Consider the following 20,510-nt stretch of genomic DNA (forward strand, 5'->3'; position numbering starts at 1 on the left):
GCGAAGGTCTGCCGAGACTTGAGGCACTCAATCGCCGGAGCGAATGTGATTCGTCTGGGAAACGTGCCTTGGGGGTCAATCCACGGCGCGGCGCCAGCGCCGGGCTCCATGGTGTCGTGGCACCCGTCGCCTGTATCACTCGCCCAAGCCCGAGGAGCACCGACGACTGCAGTGCCGCCTTGCTACATGCAAGCCGAGTACCTTAGTAGCTTTCGCGAAAACGCGGCGCGGGGTCGCGAGATACCAGGACTAGTCGTTAGCTCCTGGGACATAGCCGGTCAATGCGATATGCGTGCCATGACGTACGCCATAAATGCCCACCTTCGTCGCCACGACACCTACCGCAGCTGGTTCGAGTACAGGGATGGCGACCACATTGTGAGGCACACTATCTCTGACCCCACTGACATCGAGTTTGTGCCGAGCGCGCACGGCAAGGTGACAGCGGCCGAATGGCGAGACTGCATACTGGCCATCCCGAATCCACTGCAGTGGGATTGCTTCCGCTTCCTGGTTATTCAGCGCTCGGACCACTTCACATTCTTCATGTGTGTTGATCATCTCCACCTCGACGCGGTATCTATATGCGTGGCATTCGCCGAGATCAACGCGATGTATGCCGCCCTGGCGGACGGCGGACGACCCATCCGATTGGCGGAGTCGGGCAGCTATCACGACTACTGCGTCCGGGAGCGTGCGTTTCTTTCCGCGCTGACGTTAGAGTCCCCGGAGATACGCCAGTGGACCGAGTTCGCCGAATATAATGGTGGAACCCTTCCGCGCTTTCCGCTTCCACTCGGCGATGAACTGGTTCCCCCTGATTCGGTGAGCCTTCAGCTAATGAACGAGCGGCAAACAGCAGAATTCGAATCCGCTTGCCTTGCGGCCGGGGCCCGTTTCAGCGGTGGTGTGTTCGCGTGTGCCGCGCTAGCGCAATATGAATTGACCGGCGAAGAAGTATATTGCGGACTTACTTCTGTCGAAACCCGCCGTACCCCGGCAGAGTTCATGACGGTAGGTTGGTTCACCGGCCCAGTTCCGTTCGCCTTCCCGGTCACCGCATCGTCCTTCGATGCCACCGCAAATGCCGCGCAAGTGTCCTTTGATTCGTTTAAAAAATTGGCGCACGTGCCATTTCGCTTCGCGCTGGAGCTGGCGCCCTGGTTGAGGTTCCATGAACGAAACCACCTTCCCGTGCTGTTCTACTTCGATGCCACCGTTCCTCCTCTTTCTGCAATCTTCGACTCTCAATCGGAAGGGTTAAATTTCAGACAGTACTTCAACACGGCCGCGCCCGATTTCAGTATTCGCGTCATGAGGCTTGAGAAGCAGACTCAATTACTGGTGCGGTTCCCGGACAATCCAGTGGCACGCGACTCAATTACCCGCTACGTAACGGCAATAAAATCTGTTTATGCGCGCGTCGCCGGCGCCTCCTTGGGTTAGACGATTCCTGCTCGCGGCTTGACCGCGATCACGACGTCCTGCCCGCTCATGCCGTTGGTTCGGCCGCACCACGTCCCGTAGTGCAACGGTTCCCGAACTTCGAGGCCGCATTCCTCATACAGAGCCCTGACGACGGCTTCCGGGTAGGCGATCGCCGCTTCTGGATTTTCGACGTCGGCCACTCGTGCACCGTGCATCTCATGCTCGAACGTGATTGATCCCTTTCCTTCCTCGCTGAGAGCTGACGACTCCTCATTGAGCAGGAAGAAGGTGATAAGACTTCGCCCGCCCGGCTTCAACACGCGGACGATCTCAGACATATAGTGCTTCACATCCGCTGGCAGCATGCGCGTGAATTCCGAGACAACTAATACTACGTCGAACGACCCGTCCGGATACGGAAAACGGAAGTCTGACGGCCTGTATTTACCTGTAGGGTTGTACCTTTTCCTCTGGACATCTGCGACTATGAAATCGAAGTTGGGGAATGACTTTGAAATGTTCTCCGTGCACCACGCGATTGCTTCCTTCGCGATATCGAAGCCGGCGTAGCGGCCCTGGCGGTTCAGGTACCCGCTGAGTGGCAGCGCCGTCCGTCCTGAGCCGCAACCGACGTCGAGCACTGCATCACCTGGCTGCAATCCACATAGGTCAACCAAATAACCTAAAAATTCATTGCTCTTGGTCCTGGGGACGGCGCAAGGCTTCCTGCCGGACGCTTCATTGCGAAGCGGCCCGTTCGGGGAATTTGCAAGCTCAGGGCCGCCGGCAAAGCGGACCGAAATCTCATCGAACGGGTCGACGGGTGCATCGAAGACGAATTCGAAGCCTGCATTGATCGGTAGCCCGTGTGGCACTAAGTCAGGGCGGGGCGACTGGCAGCGGATCCTCGCGATTGTCCGATCGTTGACCAACACGTCCAGTTCGGCGGGCACGTTGTTCTTCACGCCCCACCCCGCCAGGCGTGCGCCCGTGCACAGGTCAAGGGTTCCTTGATACTCGGTATTGCGCCCGGCCAACGCGCGCGCGTTCGCTGGAAGCTTTCCTGGGGCTTCAGCTGCGGCTTGTGATCCCTTGGATGCTACCGGGGACTGTTCCATCGGCAGAGCCGGCGCTTGCTTATCAGTGCTGGTTTCGGATTCGCCGGGAGCCGGTTCGCTGGCAGCTTCGGCCAAACGACCTTCGGCCGAACCAATTTCGATGAAGTGGGCATAACCATTCCGATAATCGCCGCGTCGCACGGCTGCCGCAACGTCATGATACCGACTCAAATAGTGTGTTTCGGAGAATTGTGGTGATGGATCAAATTTCGTCGGCATATCATTCGCAAGATAATGATGCAATGCGCAGCGCCAGGCACCCTTCTCGATGGCGGACGCAACTTCAGGATATCGTAGCAAATACCAGGCGGGTTCAAGGTACTGCGACGTGCGCACCTCATATCGGCCATTTTCGATACGATGGAGAAAGTGGTGGAAAGCCCCTGTAGGAACACCCGCCCAGGAAGCGTCGGGACCAAGTCCTTCCTGGTAGATATCGGGGTCAAAGAATGGATGTGCTATGCGGCATTCCTGCGCACCCGTGCGGAGAAAGTGATCATAACCATTGGCGACATTGGCCGCGTCGAGTATCTCGTCAGTTAGGTCGGGATTCTTGTCGCGATAATGTTGTTCGCTGAAGAGCCAATGCGGTGAAAAGGTCCGGTGGCCGTGGCGACAGTAGTGATCGAAGCCGGAGAGGTATTCGGCATCCTGCACAGCCCGAACGACGTCTGGGTACGCGATGCGATACCAAGTTTCGTCGAAATATCGGTTGGGGGAGTGCCCTTGCCCCTGTCCAACCTGCAGGTAGAAGCTTAGAAGCGCCGTTGGGCTGGTCTCACCAAGTGAGTCACACACGGTCGAATAGGTGCGCACATACCAGGAGGGATCGAAGGTCGCCCAGGAGGGGCAGGCCTCTCCCGGCAGCTTCAGGAGTTCTGCCGCGGAAAAACCGGCTGCTAGCATCCGGGGCCTTTCCTCAGGGGTGCCACCTCAGACCTGGACGGTGGTAGCGACGTTGGGGGCGCGGCCATCGCGTCGGTGTCCGTGCCATACACACCGCTGGCCGCGATCATAGGGTGTCGAATATCCCAGTGAGGGACCCTCGCGTCGGCTTACGAATATGCATTTCGCCATGTATCGGAATCACGGAAATTTTTGAAGCGGCGTACTCTGCGTACGATCGCCGAGTGGGTATTTTGTTTCGAGATACGATGAGCCTTCTGGATTTTGTTTTAGGCCATAAACGTCGAGGAATCCTGCAACCATAGCCGCAAGAGAAGGCGGTTCAGGGATCGCGCCGGAAAGGCGCTCCCAAAGGCCGGTTTCCGTAGAGGCTCTCAGCATGACTGCGGCCAGGGCGTAAGGGTCACCCCGGGTAAAATGGATGCCATCAACGTCATCGGTTACCCGCTCGGCCAGAGCCCCGACATCGGAACAGATGACGGGGCGGCGGAACGCCCATGCCTCCGATACCACGAGGCCGAAGGCCTCTTCCCAGAGGGAAGGCACGATGGACCAGTCAACGCGTGCCATTCGGCTAGCAAGTTGGTCTACTTGGTAGGGACCATTGCTTAGCACGATTCGTTCCGCAAAAGGACGCTCATTCTCTGCGGTGAAGAAATCTTCGATTTCCTTTGTGAGCGCCTGCGTTGCATAGCGGAGGTTGTCGCCATTCAACTCAACCCTGAAGTATGTGAAGCCCTGCTCCCGAAGGATTGCCGCCGCTCGGAGGATGATTTGAACACCTTTTATGTCGACCATCTGCCCAAAGAAGCCGAAGCGGTTCTTTGGGCCGTCAAAAGCGGGAAGCGTTGCACCGCGGGTGCAGTCAGATTGACCGTTCGGTACGTGACGGATCTTTCTCGCATCGATTCCCCACGCTACATAGCGGTCGATCATGAAGCTGCTGGGACAGGTGAAAACGTCCACTTCCTGCAGGTGGCGCATGAACCACATCTTCCGCAACGAGAAGTGTTCGGGAGACAGGTTGGGAAAGCACTGATGACAACGAACGGAACTCGCTTGCGAGCACAGCGACTGATCGCTCCGTCGCACCATGTGTCCGTTCGCTTCGCAGATGCTGACAAATTCGTGAAACGTGAAGACAAGACGCGCATTGGGTAGAACCTGCCTGGTCAAGCTGAGGAAATCAACGCCATAAGTCAAGAAATGATGAAAATGAACGATATCGGGCCGAATAGTCCTAAGAAATTCGCAGTAGGCCTCGACAAGACGTACTGAGTGTGTCCGGTGCCAGGCACCGTCGTATTCAGCCGGTAGGAACAGGAATTCGTTCGGCCGTTGGTCGAAGCCAGTGATGCAGGCTCCGGATTTATACAATGCGGGATACGCCGTATCGGCCGAAGCCAGAAGCACCGGTTCGATGCCCGGTTCGTTCTGCAATCCCTGGAATAGTTCATAGGCGACCTGCTGCGCACCGCCCCGCATCAATTCGGGATGGTGGAAACTGACAATGAGGACTTTGGCATTGCCCTGCGTTTCAGTCATTTCGCTCCGCCGGAGTTGAGAAAGCTTGTGACGCAGGCCCGTGGATGCTCTCCTTCACGATTTCGCCCCAGACTTTGCTGAAATGCCATCGATTCACCAGACGTCCGCCTTCTTGAGCTGGACGGTATGCAGACCCCTTGCCCTCGAAATGCAGGAACGGCAGGTAGTGGAGCCACGTCGGCTTACCGGCGGTGAAGCTCTTGAGGCAAAGGTCGGCGTCCTCGTAGTGTCCGTAGATGAATTCCGGCGAGAACCCCCCCAACGACTCGAACCACTCGCGTTCGACAGACATGAAGGCCCCGGTCACGGCTGGAACCGGACGTGAGACAAGAAAAGGGTTCGTCTGCGGCGGCGCTCCCTTGCCGTAGTGTTCCACTCTGAGCATCTCGCAGCGCGTGGCTTGCTGATCCCGAAAAGAGAATTCTACGTCCACTTCAAAATACATACCCCCATGCATCAACGACCCGTCGTCGTAATACAACGGTGCGCCGAACATCGCAACTTGCTCTGGGGGCAGATCGTTTACGATCCGGCTATGCTGCGACGGCCATTCTGGATCCATCGGAAAAATGTCCGGATTCACCATCAGAAGGCGGGCGCTGCGCGCGGCGTTGGCCGCAATGTTATTGGCGACGCCAAAACCCGCGTTGCCCGGCAGAACAATCAGGGTGATCGGCATACCATAGATCCGGTTCGCGATAGTAGCGTCCTTGATCAGCAACTCTGCCATCTCAGGACTATTCGAGACGTAGATGAATTCGTAGTTTTCGATGCCACGGCACTTCGAGAAGAGCGCACACTGAATCGTAAGCAGTTCCGGCCTGCCGTACAGACATACGATGACTGATGCTTCTGGGCGAGCCGGCGCCACGCCAATTTGGACCGTCTGCGCCCCTAGGGCCATCCGCGTCGAAATCTCGATATTCAACGCGATCAGCGAACGTCCTAATCCGGCGTCCAGGTAGCGAAAAACTTCCACGGGAGCATGCCCGACGGTTTGGATCCCCAGAGGCTCAAGAGCAAGTTCCATGAATCTTTCATCGGCCACCGAAAGGATCGGACAGCTAAATGTTTTGCGCTCGGATCCTACCGACAGGGTCACTTCGGTGACCGGCGCGCTCATACTTTCGGGCCTTTCGGTCGCTACAATCGCCAAGAATGCGAGATCTCTGTCCTCCGGCAGATTCAGATGGCTTATGACATCCTTGCGGCGGTACCGGTAAAATGTCGTCGTTGAACCGCGCAAACCAAGGGCGTTCCGCAGCATCAGTCGTCCGACGGGGTCCTGTTCGTCGTCGTTTACCCAGCCCAAGACCAGGCATTGACCGGCTTTGCTACCGTATATCCTATCCACGCGGGCTTCGGGAAATCCAGCTGTTTCGGCGCGAATGACAGCCTCATAATCAGGGTGCGTAAGACGGTCCTCGCGGCTACCACAAATTTTATAGTGGTCTAATGCCGACGGACATTCTCCGTCCTTGATAGATCTCGCGACGTCCGGAAACGCTGCGAGATAGGCTGACTCATCAAAATCTTCCGGGACAGCATCGGAGGAAAGTGTCTCGCTAAATGGCTCAGCTCGCTTAGGAGGTGACGTTGCCGCGCTCACCTTCGGCGGACTCTGATCTGTCGAAGCGTTTTTGCCGGCACCGTCCACGATGGTCATAAGCCTTCCTCGTGAAGCAGTTCGGCCAACAACTTACCGGGTCAGCCGGGTACCGGTCGGCCATTTGGACAGGTCCACCGGTTCGGTGGCTCCGGCGAGCCCAGGTGGCTTCGCGAGTGGCGCCGCAGGAATCGACGTACCTCGCCCACTGCGAGGTCACTCAACCCCGGCCCTTGCAACCGAGTAGGAACCAAAGCTGGTACTTGAGGCCAACCCGTCATATCGCATGCCACAATCGTCCCTATCAGCCGATCAGAACCCGGTTCACGCGATCGCTATCAACCTGCATATAAATTCGAGGCTAGGAGACTCCCGGAATGGATGATCTGCCGCACCGTGAGTTGTTCGACGAGGAGCTATACCTTCGCACCTTTCCCGACGTCGCGCTGGCCGTGCGTGATGGCCAATTCTCGTCGGGCTACGACCACTGGGTACTGCATGGCCGGCTCGAGCTCGCGGTCGGCGAGCGCGTGGCAGGATCATCATTTCTGCTCGTTGCGCCACCCGTCAAGCGAAAAAGGCGGCGCGGCCAGCCGGGTAATGCCGAGGCCAAAGACTTCGTGGAGGACGAGTCCCAATTCAAGCTGCGCCAGAAGTATCACGGCTGCCTCGACCAGTTTTCCATTTTATATCACGCCGTCGTCTTCGAAGGATGGGCGAATGAAGCCGACATCGAGATCTATTACGACGATACAAGGCTGAATGTGAGTCTTACCCCCGTGAAAAGGCCCGACCTTGTGCCTTTATTCGGCAAGGAAGCCGAGGGTTGGGGTTTCGCCGCATGCGCGACGCTTCCGACGAAAGAAATTGACCGGACGAAATTCAAACTGCGCCTGAACCAGGGCATTCCCAGTGCCAACAACGAGCTCTTCAACACAGCCCTAGTCCCCGCCGACAAGGTGTTCGCTCAGATGGTCAACACCTTCATCGCGGCGGTGGCGCAGAAGCCCGACCCCAGCCTTTTGGAGATCGGCTCCCGGGCGCGAAGCGGAAATACCTATCGCGACTGGTTTCCGGAGAAGCTGGACTACGTGGGAATTGACGTTCACGCGGGGCCGAACGTCGACGTCGTCGGCGATGCGCATCACCTGAGCCGGTACGTCGATCGCAGATTCGACTTCATGTTCTCCATCTCAGTGTTCGAACATCTCCTCATGCCGTGGAAGGTCGCCCTGGAAATGAACAAGACGCTGAATGACGGGGGACAGGCGCTGATCATTTCGCATCCATCGTGGCCGCTGCACGAAGTGCCGTGGGACTTTTTCCGCTTTTCGAAAGACTCCTGGCACGGGATCTTCAACGTTCATACCGGATTTCGCGTCGTCGATGCGCAGTACCAGTTTCAGGCGAGCATCGTGCCCGTCTATAGCAACGCCCCGCACTTGGACAACATGAGCACATTTCCCACGTACCTGCTCAGCGGATGCCTCGTCGAGAAGACTGGACCGCCTCAGGTCGCCTGGGAGGCGGAGGCCTCGGCCGTCTACGACCTGAACTATTCCCACGAATGAAGCGAGCGCGGGCCGCCCTACCGCAGCACCAGCACTTCGAGCTGCGGCGCGTTCGGCGGGTGAGTGCGGCGACTCACCCCGTATGCCGGGGCTTCGAGTTCTGTATCGACAGCTGATCCTGGGTCTTCTCAACTCATCTCAAGCCGCTTTTGCTCGGGCGGCAAACCCTGGGCGAGAGTTGGAATGGGTCGGCCGAGCGCCTGCAGAGCGGAAACCAGAATGTCTTTCCAGCATCCGATCGAAAGGGTGCTCCAATCCGGCTTTGCCTCAACAAATCCGTCTATGTAACCCTTCAGCAGATTGTTGCCGATCATCTCGCACTGCCCGACCAGGTGTCTTTCATCCGGTCCAGCGACGGCCACCCAGAGCAGCGCCGCCTGCGGGTTGTATCGGCGCATCAAGCTGATGACAGGCAACACCTCGAACTCGTCCAGCGAGAGACCCCGTCTAAAGAGAACGAAGATCTTCTCTCCATCCTCGAGATCTTCTTTGAAGAGTCGTGCCAACATTTTCAATCTGGACGATTCCCTGCGGTGCAAGGCATCAACATCCACATCCTGACCAAGCTGAATCGACGTGTGAAAAACCAGTTCAAGGCTTTTGTACTCACTGAGATATTCCCCGGCCGAGTTGTTTGACACGAGGGTCAATTCCTGTTCATCGCTAAGTTCCGAGAACCCGCTGCGAAGACATTGAATCAGAGAATGCTGCCGAATCCGAGCGAATCTGAACAATCCCAAAGGCTCAGCACCGCACCTCCGTTGGACCACTCCAAATTCACAATCCTGTCCCATGCCTTGAAACTGGAAGGCGATCTTTTTCCAGTCGGGGACTAAGGCCTGTGCGCGCCAATCGCTCGACACGAATTGTCCGGTCCTTCCGAGCCAGCCCATCAATTCATCCGCTTCCGTCACCGGCAGCAAAACGGCCTCGTGCACCCCGATCGCCAACTCGCGAGTATCCGGCGAGACACCAAACTTCTGCGGACTCCCCGCATCCGGATGGATGAATATGATCGCTAGCTTCTCCGAGACCACCGCCTCCGCCGATATGCGAAAGCCGATCCACCTAGGCCATGGCCATGGCTCGAGATTCATTTCGGCAACCGTCTCAGCCCCACAAACGACAGTGCACCGCTGACACTCAATCAGACCATTTGCAGTGTAGGGCGCGACACGCAACATAAGAATGAAATCGGCAGCGTTGCTCCCCGTCGGCATCGGCAACGCAAGCACGCTGAATCCGCCGATCATCCAACGGCCATAATCTTCTTGGATGGACCATCCCGGGCCAATTAACTCCTCGCTATGGCCACTTCCACCAAAAGAAATTGATCTCCCAAACCTGGGCAGATCAGAATTATATTCATGCACCCTCCGTGACACGGGTGTCGTTGGATGGTTCAGGGCCGACGCGGGACCGCCGGGCATGCGGTCAGGCTCTTGCATAGCTGCCGTGTACGTATCAGCGCCACCCAGCCAATCCAGAAGCTCTCGGGGAGGCAGCAACTCACCGGGCGAGCCGAAGTTCGCTGTCGAGTTGGGCGGGACACTCCCGGTCATGATCCCACCTCGCTGTAATCAACCGAACTTGTGCGCCGCCTCAACCGCGCCTCACTATAACGGCCCTTCCGCCCCTGCGAGGAGTATCGAATTAACGGCGGGTGTCCCCCGGTGCGGGCGCTCCGTTGCCGGGCCTTCGAGTTCTGTATCGACAGCTGATCCTGGGTCTTCTCAACTCATCTCAAGCCGCTTTTGCTCGGGCGGCAAACCCTGGGCGAGAGTTGGAATGGGTCTGCCGAGCGCCTGCAGAGCGGAAACCAGAATGTCTTTCCAGCATCCGATCGAAAGGGTGCTCCAATCCGGCTTGGCTCAGCAAATTCGTCTATGTAACCCTTCAGCAGATTGTTGCCGATCATCTCGCACTGCCCGACCAGGTGTCTTTCATCCGGTCCAGCGACGGCCACCCAGAGCAGCGCCGCCTGCGGGTTGTATCGGCGCATCAAGCTGATGACAGGCAACACCTCGAACTCGTCCAGCGAGAGACCCCGTCTAAAGAGAACGAAGATCTTCTCTCCATCCTCGAGATCTTCTTTGAAGAGTCGTGCCAACATTTTCAATCTGGACGATTCCCTGCGGTGCAAGGCATCAACATCCACATCCTGACCAAGCTGAATCGACGTGTGAAAAACCAGTTCAAGGCTTTTGTACTCACTGAGATATTCCCCGGCCGAGTTGTTTGACACGAGGGTCAATTCCTGTTCATCGCTAAGTTCCGAGAACCCGCTGCGAAGACATTGAATCAGAGAATGCTGCCGAATCCGAGCGAATCTGAACAATCCCAAAGGCTCAGCACCGCACCTCCGTTGGACCACTCCAAATTCACAATCCTGTCCCATGCCTTGAAACTGGAAGGCGATCTTTTTCCAGTCGGGGACTAAGGCCTGTGCGCGCCAATCGCTCGACACGAATTGTCCGGTCCTTCCGAGCCAGCCCATCAATTCATCCGCTTCCGTCACCGGCAGCAAAACGGCCTCGTGCACCCCGATCGCCAACTCGCGAGTATCCGGCGAGACACCAAACTTCTGCGGACTCCCCGCATCCGGATGGATGAATATGATCGCTAGCTTCTCCGAGACCACCGCCTCCGCCGATATGCGAAAGCCGATCCACCTAGGCCATGGCCATGGCTCGAGATTCATTTCGGCAACCGTCTCAGCCCCACAAACGACAGTGCACCGCTGACACTCAATCAGACCATTTGCAGTGTAGGGCGCGACACGCAACATAAGAATGAAATCGGCAGCGTTGCTCCCCGTCGGCATCGGCAACGCAAGCACGCTGAATCCGCCGATCATCCAACGGCCATAATCTTCTTGGATGGACCATCCCGGGCCAATTAACTCCTCGCTATGGCCACTTCCACCAAAAGAAATTGATCTCCCAAACCTGGGCAGATCAGAATTATATTCATGCACGCTACCGCTGGGCATACGTTCAGGCTGTTGCACAGCTGCCGTGTACGTATCAGCTTCACCCAGCCAATCCAGAAGCTCTCGGGGAGGCAGCAACTCAGCGGGCGAGCCGAAGTTCGCTGTCGAGTCGGGCGGGACACTCCCGGTCATGATCCCACCTCGCTGTAATCAACCGAACTTGTGCGCAGCCTCAACCACGCCTCACTATAAGGGCCCTTCGGCCCCTTTGAGGAGTATCGAATTAACGGTGGGTGTTCCCCGGGGCGGGCGCAGAGTCGGCCAAGGACGCACGCGAGTTGGCAGCGTAGCCGGCGGTTCTCCTCGGAGAGTTCGCAATAGACGGCGGACCCGAGGAGCGGGCGCTATTCTCCACCTTGGTGGAGCGCGTGCGAGATCCAAAATGTGCCAATAACCTGGCCCGCCAGATGCCGCTGAGCGAACTGCCGGGGTTGTTGACCCGTGCGCTTTGTTCGTTGGTGACGACAGCGGTGTATTGCCGTTCTCTGATCGACAAAGCTGATGGTCAATATGATTCGCTTATAGCGGCAGGAGTTTCTGTCGGATGAGAGAAACATCGCTGTACTGGCTGCCTGAATGTAGGGACTTCCGAGCACGGGCGCGGTCGCTGCTGCTTGCCGAAGTACCGCCTAGCTGGGCGGATTTGGTTGCGCTCGCCAACCATAATCTGGATTTCGTCCAGACCAACACGCTGGATCAGATTTCCGCCAAGCATTATGGTGCGGGCGCAGAACCGGCCTCGGTCAAGAGCTTGCGGGTGGCCATACTCGGCTCTTCTACCGTTACCCAGCTGCACGCGGGTCTCCGGGTGGCCGCGCTTCGCCGCGGCCTACACCTGCTCACATATGAGGCGGAGTACGGTCAGTACCGGCGAGAGTTGCTGGACGTCGAGTCGCCTCTTCATCGCTTCCGCCCTCAGGTCGTTCTCTTTGCACTCGACGCTTACCATCTCACGCAGGGCCTGCGGCCCGGGCTCGACGGACCGCAGGCTGCAGGGGCGTTAGAACAGGTTCTCGCGTCTATTCGAGAGTGCTGGGCTTTGGCAAAGGAAGCCTTCAACTGCAGCGTTCTCCAGCAAACAGCGCTGCCCATCTGGCATGACCTCATGGGCAGCAACGAGCACCGGCTGCCAGGTTCACGAGCGCATTTCCTAGACCAATTAAATCTTCGTTTGCAGGCCGCTGCGGATGCCGGCGGTGCGCACCTTGTCGCTGTCGATCGCCAACTCCGACAGGACGGCCTTGATACGTGGCATGATGTCGCGCTTTGGCACCGAAGCAAACAGGAAATCAAATCGTCCGCGGTTCCACGCTATGGAGAATCGGTCGCACGCGTTCTTGGCGCACTGCTGGGACTCTCGTCAAAATGCTTGGTGCTTGACCTCGACAATACGCTCTGGGGTGGCGTCATTGGCGACGACGGACTGGAAGGGATTGTATTGGGCCAAGGGAGTGCTTTGGGGGAAGCCTTTCTCAGCCTGCAAAGCTACGCACTGGAACTCTCCGAACGCGGAGTGATTCTTGCAGTGTGTTCCAAGAATGACGAGCACATTGCACTTGATGCTTTCGAGCGCCACCCTGAGATGATTCTGACTCGCAAGCGAGTGGCGAGTTTTGTCGCCAATTGGGACGACAAGGCGACGAACTTGCGCCGTATCGCAGCGGAACTGAACATCGGTCTCGATTCACTGGTATTCGTCGACGACAACCCGTTCGAGCGCAGTTTGGTTCGGCAGGAACTGCCGATGGTCGCCGTCCCAGAGCTTCCCGAGGATCCCGCACTGGTCCCGCGGTGCATCGCGGATGCCGGATATTTCGAATCTCTTGCCATCACCCCGGAAGACCGCGAGCGGACCCAGCAGTACTTCAATAACCGCGAACGATCCGAGTTGCAGAGCGGCGCCACCGACATGGAGGGCTACTTGCGGAGCTTGGAGATGCGATTGCAGTGGGGGAATTTCGACAAAATCAATCTGCAGCGCACGGTTCAGTTGATCAACAAAACAAATCAGTTCAACCTGACCACCAAACGCTATTCCGAAGATGAAATACTCGCAATCATGGAGGACCCGGAAGCCTTTGGCATCAACCTGCGCTTACTCGATCGCTTCGGTGACAATGGCATTATCAGCATTGTGATCGGCAAGCGCGTTGACGATGCCGTACTGCTCGATTCCTGGCTGATGAGCTGTCGGGTTCTGGGTCGCCAAGTCGAACACGCAACGCTCAACGTGGTCAGCGAAGAGGCCCGGCGGCTCGGCGGCCGGCGCATCATCGGTGAGTATCACCCGACCGCGAAGAACAGCATGGTTAAGGATCTCTATCCGAAATTAGGCTTCGCCTCCCTCACTAAGGAAGTAGCCGACCCTGGCAAATATGCCCTAATGCTTGACGATTTTGTTCCGATCGAGACCCACATCGCAATTGAAAGGCAGCAAATATGACGGACGGGGAGATTTACGAGCAGCTGACGGAGATCATCCGTGACGTGCTCATGAACTTTGATCTGGTGCTGAGACCCGACCTGACGGCGAAGGAAGTCGAGGGATGGGATTCGTACAAAATGATTGAAATCCTGGTAGCGGTCGAGAGCCATTTTGGATTCAAGGTGAAGTCGAAGGAGCTCGACGACATGGAAAACGTTGGTGACCTCGTGACACTCATTCGTAAGGCGAAGTCGGCGGCGAGTACCTGAGGTGATTGCCTCGACCTCACTTCGGCGGTTCTCGTTGGACGACCAACAGGCGTTCGCGGAGGTATCGGGCGACTTCAATCCGATGCACATGGATCCGATAGCGGCGCGCCGTACCTCTGCCGGCGACTGTGTCGTCCACGGCGTGCAGTCGATGCTGTGGGCACTGGAGGAACTTGCAGACTCGCTGAAACTCGAGCAGTTGCGTTCATTGGACGCGGATTTCGGCCAATTCCTCTACGTGGGTGAACTCGTCGAGCTCAATTTGGTCCGGCACAACCAGGAGGAGGCGCGTATTGAGTTGCGTGTGGACGGCACTCGAGTCTCTCAATATGTACTCAAGTTCGGTTCGCGTGCGCGGGACGAGGATCCTCCGCCTCAAGGGGGTGTCCAGATCGAATACGCCGCAGAGGCTAGATCTCCTCTGCCACTGAGCTGGGAGGAGGTCGCCGCCGCAAACGGCTGCGTCCAATATTTCTCATCTGCCGGTACCGTTCGACATCGCTATCCGCGGCTCGCGGCGAAGATCGGCGTCGAGCGAGTAGCAGGGATCCTTGCGTTCACGCGCTTGGTAGGCATGGCTTGTCCGGGATTGCATTCCATTTTCCACCGGATCAACGTGCAGCTGGTCGACACCTCCCTGGAAGGAGCCGATCGCTTGTACTTTGCCGCCACCCGCAGTGATCCACGCTTTTCTATCGTCACCATGAACGTTCACGCTCAGGGCATCCGTGGATCCCTCCGAGCGTCGCGGCGCTCCCCACCCACGGTTCAAGACTCCGCGGCAGCTTTGAGACCGAAGATCGCTCGCGACAGTTTCGTCGGATCTCGCGCCCTGGTCGTCGGAGGATCGCGAGGCCTCGGAGAGATCACCGCCAAACTGTTAGCGATGGGTGGTGCTGACGTGACGATCACTTTCGCTCAGGGAGCGACGGACGCGGAAGCCGTTGTCAATGACATCCGCAGCGCCGGGGGACGCGCGGGCGCCATGCGACTAGACGTTCTGCAGCCGATGGCCGACCAGCTCGGCCAGCTTTCTGAACCGCCTTTTTCAATGTATTACTTCGCCACCCCGAAAATCTTTCAGCGTCCCTCCCTTAGATTTTCGCCCGGCCTGTTCCGACTCTTTGCAGAGGTTTATGTCGATGCCTTCTATGCGCTCTGCGACGGGCTGGCCGTGATGCGGGAATCACCCCTACAAGCGTTCTATCCGTCGACTGTCGCCATCGAACAATGGACCCCAAACTTAGCTGAATACGCAATGGCCAAGGCTGCAGGCGAAGTACTTGCAACCGACATGACGCGATCTCCTTCGGGAGTAACGGTCGAGTCGGTGCGGCTACCGCGACTGCCAACGGACCAGACAGTCAGCATGATTGAGCAGGAGGTTGGTTCCCCGGCAGCGGCGATGCTGCCAATCATTGAACGCATCGAGAGGCGAGTCACTCAGCGACTGCACGCTTAGATGTTCCAGCCGAGTGCAGCTCGGGCGCGGCGTTGTCTCCTCATCGCACTCCGTTTGCCAGCTTCGAGAACAAAGTAATGAACGCCGTATAAGATGCGGGCCAAGAAAGTGCTGGTCGAAGGGAAGGGAGCGTGGCCTAGGGTGATTCGCCCATTTTTGACTAGGTGGACTAACCGACATGGAATTGATCAGGAAGCCGACGCCGGTGGGGGTCTCGTTGATTATCGCGGCTACCTCGACCGGTTTTCCATTCTAAATCGCGTCGTCGTCTTCGAAGGTTGGGCGAATGAAGCCGACATCGAGATCTATTACGACGACACAAGGCTGAATGTGAGTCTTACCTCGGTGAAGAGGCCCGACCTCGTGCCCTTATTCGGCAACCACGCCGAAGATTGGGGTTTTGCCGCCTGCGCGACGCTTCCTACCAGCGTAATTGACCGAACGAAATTCAAGCTGCGCCTGAACCAAGGCATTCCTAGCGTCAACAACGAAATCTTCAGCGCCGCCAGCGACAAGTTGTTCACGCAGCTGGTCGACACCTTCAGGGCGGCGGTGGCGCTGAAACCCGAGCCCAGCCTTTTGGAGATCGGCTCTCGGGCGCGAAGCGGAAATATGTATCGCGCCTGGTTTCCGGAGAAGCTGGACTACGTGGGAATGGACGTTCACGCGGGGCCGAACGTCGACGTCGTCGGCGATGCGCATCACCTGAGCCGGTGCGTCGATCGCACATTCGACTTCATGTTCTCCATATCGACGTTCGAACACCTCCTCATGCCGTGGAAGGTCGCCCTGGAAATGAACAAGACGCTGAATGACGGCGGACAGGCGCTGATCATTTCGCATCCGTCGTGGCCGCTGCACGACGAGCCGTGGGACTTCTTCCGCTTTTCGAAAGAGTCCTGGCACGGCATCTTCAACGTTCATACCGGGTTCCGCGTCGTCGACGCGCAGTATCAGTATCCAGCGAACATCGTGCCCGTCTATAGCAACGCCCCGCACTTCGAGGGAATGAGCATAGAAGGCACGTACCTGCTCAGCGGATGCATCGTCGAGAAGACTGGACCGCCTCAGGTCGCCTGGGAGGCGGAGGCCTCGGCCATCTACAACCTGAACTATTCCCACGCCTAAAGCGAGCGTGGCCGGGCGCCTTACCGCAGCAGCCGCACGCCGAGCACCACCTATACCGACTCAGCGACAGACTCGCCGGATGCAACTTTGTCGTACAACACCTGGTCAAGGTGTATCAGAGGTTCAAGCGCTTCGCGTATGCGGGGGTCGCGGGGGTCAAGCCCGTACTTTGTTTTCGTAACATTTTCGCGAACGTTCACGTCGGAAGCGCTACAGCGCTCCAGGCGCATCTTTTCAGCCACCTTGTTGAGGAATGACGGGACGCGGTCGCTTCTGCCGATGAGATCGAAGACTTGCAAGTTGCCGATTGCCACTTGAAGGTCGTGTTGCGTGACACGATCGGCCGGCGCTTGATCGGCAAGGTAGCGAACTTGACAATTGTCGAAAAGCGACTGGCCCGCATGCGATAAGTCGCTGGCCCATTTCTTCAGATGCACCGGGGATCCAAGATCCAGTTCCGCTAGGCATGTGGCTATGTGCTGGAGCTCAGTATCGTGTTGGTAAAAAAGCTCTTTCGCGTCTGGGTCAGCCAGTCTACGGAGCCACGCAATGTGGGAGATAATCTGGTCGATGGGGTCGCGCAGCACGGTAGTAACAAGTGTGTTTAGCAAAAACAGCTTATGCCGTAGATAACGGAGAGGCACGTGACCGGAAAGAAATACTTTATCTTCAATGTAATTCTCAATGTCATCCTCGATGTCCGTTCCGGTAAAGAACTCCCATTCCGGATGGCCTTCGATATGTGACACGCATGCGCGCTCACCTAAGCAATCCTTCATGAAGGCGTTTACCGAGGATCCGGCGGTTTTGGGGATGTGCACGAGAAACATCCGTTGGAATACGCCGCTTTCACTGCCAAATAAGAGCGAATGCACGGCTCGGACCTCACCACACGAGTCTGTGAACCTCAATTCCACCTTTTGGCCTAGGAGCACGGCAGCTGGCACCTCCACATCGAAACCCACATAGCCTGCCGTTGCATCGCCAAAGCGATGCGCCACGCCGGGTCGATAGCTCACGCAGATTGCCACTGCCACCTCGTGTTCACCTACAACAACGTGGAGCATTAAGGGGGTACCTTCAAGATAGGCCCAGCCACGCATTTTCACGGAGGCATCGGGACGCACGATTGCGCGCGCGACAGGCTCGTCCAACGCGAATACGTAAGGCGAAGCTGGTCGAATAACCATCTTTGACCCTTGATAGCGCCAGGTTATTGGCCGCTGTTGGGGCAGTTCAGATCCCATCGAAGTAACACCTCGCTTTCTCGGCTGGTGAGGGCATCGCCGGTCAGGAACAGCTCAGTCCGTGGCCTCGCAGACGGCACGGACTTCAAAATCCCGTGGACCAATTTCCAGCCTTTGCTTCTCGAGGTTCAGGTTTTTAGTGAGGGTCGCGGCGCGGACGAAGGGTGCGGTCATGGGGGTACTTCCCTAGTTGCGGGGGCTGGAATACGTGATGAAGTCGCCGCGGTCAAGCGAGAGTGCGGGATGGTAATAGGGATCGTGGAGTAACAAGTCGCCCCAACGCGATCGCATGGCCTCGGCTTCTTGATCAAGTCGGCGAGACCTAGACGATGTGGTGTCTGAGCCGCGGGTGACGGATTCGTAATGATAAAGTTCGGCGTTGGGAGTCCACACGGTGCGGTAGCCTTTCTGGGAAAGACGCAGGCACAAATCCACGTCGTTATAGGCGACGACGAAAGATTCGTCGAAGCCGCACACGGCCTCGAAACGGTCTCGCTTTATAGCCATGCAGGCGGCTGTGACAGCGGACATTTCCTGAACCAGCAGGGCACGGCATTTGTCGCCGTGGTATCCGCGCGCCTTGCGGTGGTAGGAGTGACCCGCCACGCGATGCGCTCCTAGGCCGAGAATAATGCCAGCGTGTTGAATATGATCATCCGGGTAGTACAGCATCGCGCCTACAGCCCCCACACCTGGCTGAATCGCCAGTGATACGAGCTCTCTGAGCCACCCTGCCGTAATGATTTCGGTATCGTCATTCAGAAACACCAGAATTTCACGAGTGCTTTGTTTCGCTGCGGTGTTGTTCAGGCGTGAAAAGTTGAATGGTTCGTCGAAAAGGATTACTCGTTGGTGCTGGCGTCGGCCCTCCCGTTCGAGAAGATCGATTGTGCTTTGCTCGTCCGACTGGTTGTTGACAATAACGATCTCGTAGTTGCTGTAGTTGGTACGTTCGCGAATACTGTCCAGGCAACGCCGCAGGACCTCACCGCCATTCCGGGTCGGGATGATGATCGACACCGATGGTTCCGGCTCGGCAAGCTGGTAGGAAAGGCACCAGGTGCCGGTTAGGCCCGTGACGGGTGTGACGCCAGCCTCGACGCCCTGACGTTCGAAGTGGGCGTTGATCGACTTTTGAGCCGCAATGTGCGCATAGTTCTTCTCACCCGGCGCAAGGGCCGTTGAACCCGTAATAGCACGCCAGTGGTAAAGAACACGCGGAATATGGACTATCTGTTCGCGTTCCACACGCTCGATACAGCGAAAAGCCAGATCGTAATCCTGACTACCTTCCCAACCTTCGCGAAAACCACCGACGTCGCGCACCAACTCAAGCGAATAAACTCCGAAGTGGCTGAACATGTTGTGGCCGCAGAACAGAAGCGGGTTCCACTCCGTCTTGAAATATGGATCGAAGCGCTTCCCGGTCTCGTCGATCTTGTCTTCGTCAGAGTAAATGAGCCGCGCCTCGGGATGCTTGATTATGGTCTGAGCGACGTGAAAAAGGGCATGCTCGGGCAGCAGGTCGTCATGATCGAGCAAGGCTACGTAGTTACCGCGCGCTAATTCCAATGCACTGTTGGATGTCGCCGATATATGACCGTTTTTCTCGCGAAAGACAACTTTGATCCGTTTATCTCTAGCGGCGTACTTCTGCAAGACCCTCCGCACGTGTGGTTTTGTCGAGGCGTCGTCGGCAATGCAGAGTTCCCAGTCGCCATAGAGTTGACTGCGGACGCTGTCCAGGCACGCGCGCAGCCATCGCTCGGGCGTGTTGTACACCGGTAAAATGATGGAGATCAGCGGCCGTTCTTCCATTGCGCGAATATCCGCCCTGATCTGCGCGCGCAAACTGTCGTCCAGAGTGTCATGAGTCTTGATCCACTCGGAATAGTCCGTTCCCCATTGCGCGTCGTTGTGCAGATTCTTGAGCGCAACTGTCGGGCCGCGGTGCAGAGCCACGCAGACCTCGTGCATGATCCGCAGCCATGTTTCGTCCCGGTCTTGCATCCGTCTGATTTCTGGGACTGCCAGGCGCCGCATTGCCCCCAACGGACTGATGCGGCGAATATGCAGGCTGCCTAACAGGAATTCGCTAACAGTAGAGCTGTCGCTGGGGTCTAGACGCAATGCGTATATGGGACGTTCGACCTTGATCAGCAACCGGTGATGGGTGGTGTTGTCGGCAAGTACAAGCAGGTCGCTGTCTTGTTCTCGAAAGCCATCACCATGATCGCGGTAGAGCTTTGGATTACTTAATCGACCTGCGGTCGCCATGAGCGCCACGCTCAGCACATACCAGCCGGGATGTATGCGAGTAGAGCCCGACGGCAGATGCAACTGGAAACTCGGGTCGATTCCGGTGGTCGACCAAACCTGGCCATCGTGGAACGGCATTTGGACAACCGGTTTCACGTCAGCAATCGGTGTCGCCGACAGGCGCATACCCGACAATCCGTGATTCAGACGTCGCGCGGCTCTAATTGGGTAGGCCGAGCGTACGATCTCCGGTGCCAATTGTGTCTGTGCTGGAACCTGTTGGTCCTGCTGCCCGAGTTCGGACAGCGGTTGGATGCAGAGCACCTCGTCGAGACTGGCAGTGCGTGCCTTGGTGCCGTGCGGGTCGGTGGCTGGGTTAAGGCGGGTGGTGTCGAACATTGCTGGGCCGTGGGCCAAGGTCTCGGTGAAGGCGTAGCGGCCGGCTTCGGGTGTTCGGTGTGCCACGTCCTCGATTGCGGTGATGCCGGTGAGGGTGGTGGCGTCGGCGAAGTTAATGCCGACCTGGAAGACCTGTGGTTCGGCTTCCAGTACCC

13 protein-coding genes are annotated in these 20,510 nt (G+C 57.4%); 6 read left to right on the forward strand and 7 right to left on the reverse strand.

From position 1 onward, the window contains the following. Positions 1-108: 108 nt before the first annotated feature. A complete protein-coding gene (locus A5658_RS20000; protein ID WP_255361355.1) occupies positions 109-1,446 on the forward strand; it encodes a condensation domain-containing protein in 1,338 nt (445 codons plus the stop codon). Here A5658_RS20000 and A5658_RS28935 read toward each other — a convergent pair. From A5658_RS28935 to A5658_RS20020, 3 genes are all read right to left on the reverse strand, one after another. Further along, positions 1,443-3,452: a class I SAM-dependent methyltransferase gene (locus A5658_RS28935; RefSeq protein WP_231997389.1), complete on the reverse strand. Its 2,010-nt coding sequence runs from the start codon at positions 3,450-3,452 to the stop codon at positions 1,443-1,445. The two genes, A5658_RS20000 and A5658_RS28935, sit on opposite strands and share 4 nt — an antisense overlap. Before the next feature lie 180 nt (positions 3,453-3,632). Continuing rightward, positions 3,633-4,997 (reverse strand): glycosyltransferase, encoded by a 1,365-nt coding sequence (locus A5658_RS20015; protein ID WP_067339266.1) that lies wholly within the window; start codon positions 4,995-4,997, stop codon positions 3,633-3,635. Then, positions 4,990-6,663: a hypothetical protein gene (locus A5658_RS20020; RefSeq protein WP_156751564.1), complete on the reverse strand. Its 1,674-nt coding sequence runs from the start codon at positions 6,661-6,663 to the stop codon at positions 4,990-4,992. The genes A5658_RS20015 and A5658_RS20020 overlap by 8 nt, the downstream gene beginning before the upstream one ends. A 317-nt stretch (positions 6,664-6,980) precedes the next feature. Here A5658_RS20020 and A5658_RS20025 point away from each other — a divergent pair, with 317 nt between their 5' ends. Beyond that, on the forward strand, positions 6,981-8,174 hold the full coding sequence (locus tag A5658_RS20025; RefSeq protein WP_197503172.1) for a class I SAM-dependent methyltransferase: 1,194 nt from the start codon (positions 6,981-6,983) through the stop codon (positions 8,172-8,174). 128 nt (positions 8,175-8,302) lie between these two features. On the opposite strand, the gene A5658_RS20030 is transcribed toward A5658_RS20025, so the two are convergent. Both A5658_RS20030 and A5658_RS20035 read right to left on the reverse strand, forming a co-directional pair. Then, positions 8,303-9,736, reverse strand: coding sequence for a hypothetical protein (locus A5658_RS20030; RefSeq protein ID WP_156751565.1), 1,434 nt, complete (start codon positions 9,734-9,736; stop codon positions 8,303-8,305). A gap of 176 nt (positions 9,737-9,912) precedes the next feature. Then, positions 9,913-11,298, reverse strand: coding sequence for a hypothetical protein (locus tag A5658_RS20035; protein WP_156751566.1), 1,386 nt, complete (start codon positions 11,296-11,298; stop codon positions 9,913-9,915). A gap of 412 nt (positions 11,299-11,710) precedes the next feature. On the opposite strand from A5658_RS20035, the gene A5658_RS27710 reads away from it, so the two are divergent. From A5658_RS27710 to A5658_RS20060, 4 genes are all read left to right on the forward strand, one after another. Then, positions 11,711-13,609: an HAD family hydrolase gene (locus A5658_RS27710; protein ID WP_082993306.1), complete on the forward strand. Its 1,899-nt coding sequence runs from the start codon at positions 11,711-11,713 to the stop codon at positions 13,607-13,609. Next, positions 13,606-13,860, forward strand: a complete 255-nt coding sequence (locus A5658_RS20050; protein WP_067339280.1) for an acyl carrier protein — start codon at positions 13,606-13,608, stop codon at positions 13,858-13,860. The genes A5658_RS27710 and A5658_RS20050 overlap by 4 nt, the downstream gene beginning before the upstream one ends. A 34-nt stretch (positions 13,861-13,894) precedes the next feature. Next, positions 13,895-15,322: an SDR family NAD(P)-dependent oxidoreductase gene (locus tag A5658_RS20055; RefSeq protein WP_197503173.1), complete on the forward strand. Its 1,428-nt coding sequence runs from the start codon at positions 13,895-13,897 to the stop codon at positions 15,320-15,322. Between the two features lie 93 nt (positions 15,323-15,415). Further along, on the forward strand, positions 15,416-16,450 hold the full coding sequence (locus A5658_RS20060) for a class I SAM-dependent methyltransferase (RefSeq protein ID WP_197503174.1): 1,035 nt from the start codon (positions 15,416-15,418) through the stop codon (positions 16,448-16,450). A 50-nt stretch (positions 16,451-16,500) separates the two neighbouring features. Here the strand turns inward: A5658_RS20060 and A5658_RS20065 are convergent, their stop codons facing one another. Together A5658_RS20065 and A5658_RS20070 are read right to left on the reverse strand one after the other, a co-directional pair. Next, positions 16,501-17,697 carry a hypothetical protein gene (locus A5658_RS20065; RefSeq protein ID WP_156751567.1) on the reverse strand — a complete coding sequence of 399 codons (1,197 nt, stop codon included), beginning with the start codon at positions 17,695-17,697 and terminating at the stop codon, positions 16,501-16,503. 186 nt (positions 17,698-17,883) lie between these two features. Beyond that, positions 17,884-20,510: glycosyltransferase (locus A5658_RS20070; protein WP_197503175.1), on the reverse strand; the 2,627-nt coding region annotated here is incomplete at its 5' end.

The sequence above is a fragment of the Mycobacterium sp. 1245111.1 genome, from assembly GCF_001673405.1.
Lineage (GTDB): Bacteria > Actinomycetota > Actinomycetes > Mycobacteriales > Mycobacteriaceae > Mycobacterium.

Excerpts from the sequence above, each read along its gene's own strand:
- A5658_RS20000 (WP_255361355.1), top strand. The coding sequence starts at position 109 with ATGGTGTCGTGGCACCCGTCGCCTGTATCACTCGCCCAAGCCCGAGGA.
- A5658_RS28935 (WP_231997389.1), bottom strand. The coding sequence starts at position 3,452 with ATGCTAGCAGCCGGTTTTTCCGCGGCAGAACTCCTGAAGCTGCCGGGA.
- A5658_RS20015 (WP_067339266.1), bottom strand. The coding sequence starts at position 4,997 with ATGACTGAAACGCAGGGCAATGCCAAAGTCCTCATTGTCAGTTTCCAC.
- A5658_RS20020 (WP_156751564.1), bottom strand. The coding sequence starts at position 6,663 with ATGACCATCGTGGACGGTGCCGGCAAAAACGCTTCGACAGATCAGAGT.
- A5658_RS20025 (WP_197503172.1), top strand. The coding sequence starts at position 6,981 with ATGGATGATCTGCCGCACCGTGAGTTGTTCGACGAGGAGCTATACCTT.
- A5658_RS20030 (WP_156751565.1), bottom strand. The coding sequence starts at position 9,736 with ATGACCGGGAGTGTCCCGCCCAACTCGACAGCGAACTTCGGCTCGCCC.
- A5658_RS20035 (WP_156751566.1), bottom strand. The coding sequence starts at position 11,298 with ATGACCGGGAGTGTCCCGCCCGACTCGACAGCGAACTTCGGCTCGCCC.
- A5658_RS27710 (WP_082993306.1), top strand. The coding sequence starts at position 11,711 with ATGAGAGAAACATCGCTGTACTGGCTGCCTGAATGTAGGGACTTCCGA.
- A5658_RS20050 (WP_067339280.1), top strand. The coding sequence starts at position 13,606 with ATGACGGACGGGGAGATTTACGAGCAGCTGACGGAGATCATCCGTGAC.
- A5658_RS20060 (WP_197503174.1), top strand. The coding sequence starts at position 15,416 with ATGCGGGCCAAGAAAGTGCTGGTCGAAGGGAAGGGAGCGTGGCCTAGG.
- A5658_RS20065 (WP_156751567.1), bottom strand. The coding sequence starts at position 17,697 with ATGGGATCTGAACTGCCCCAACAGCGGCCAATAACCTGGCGCTATCAA.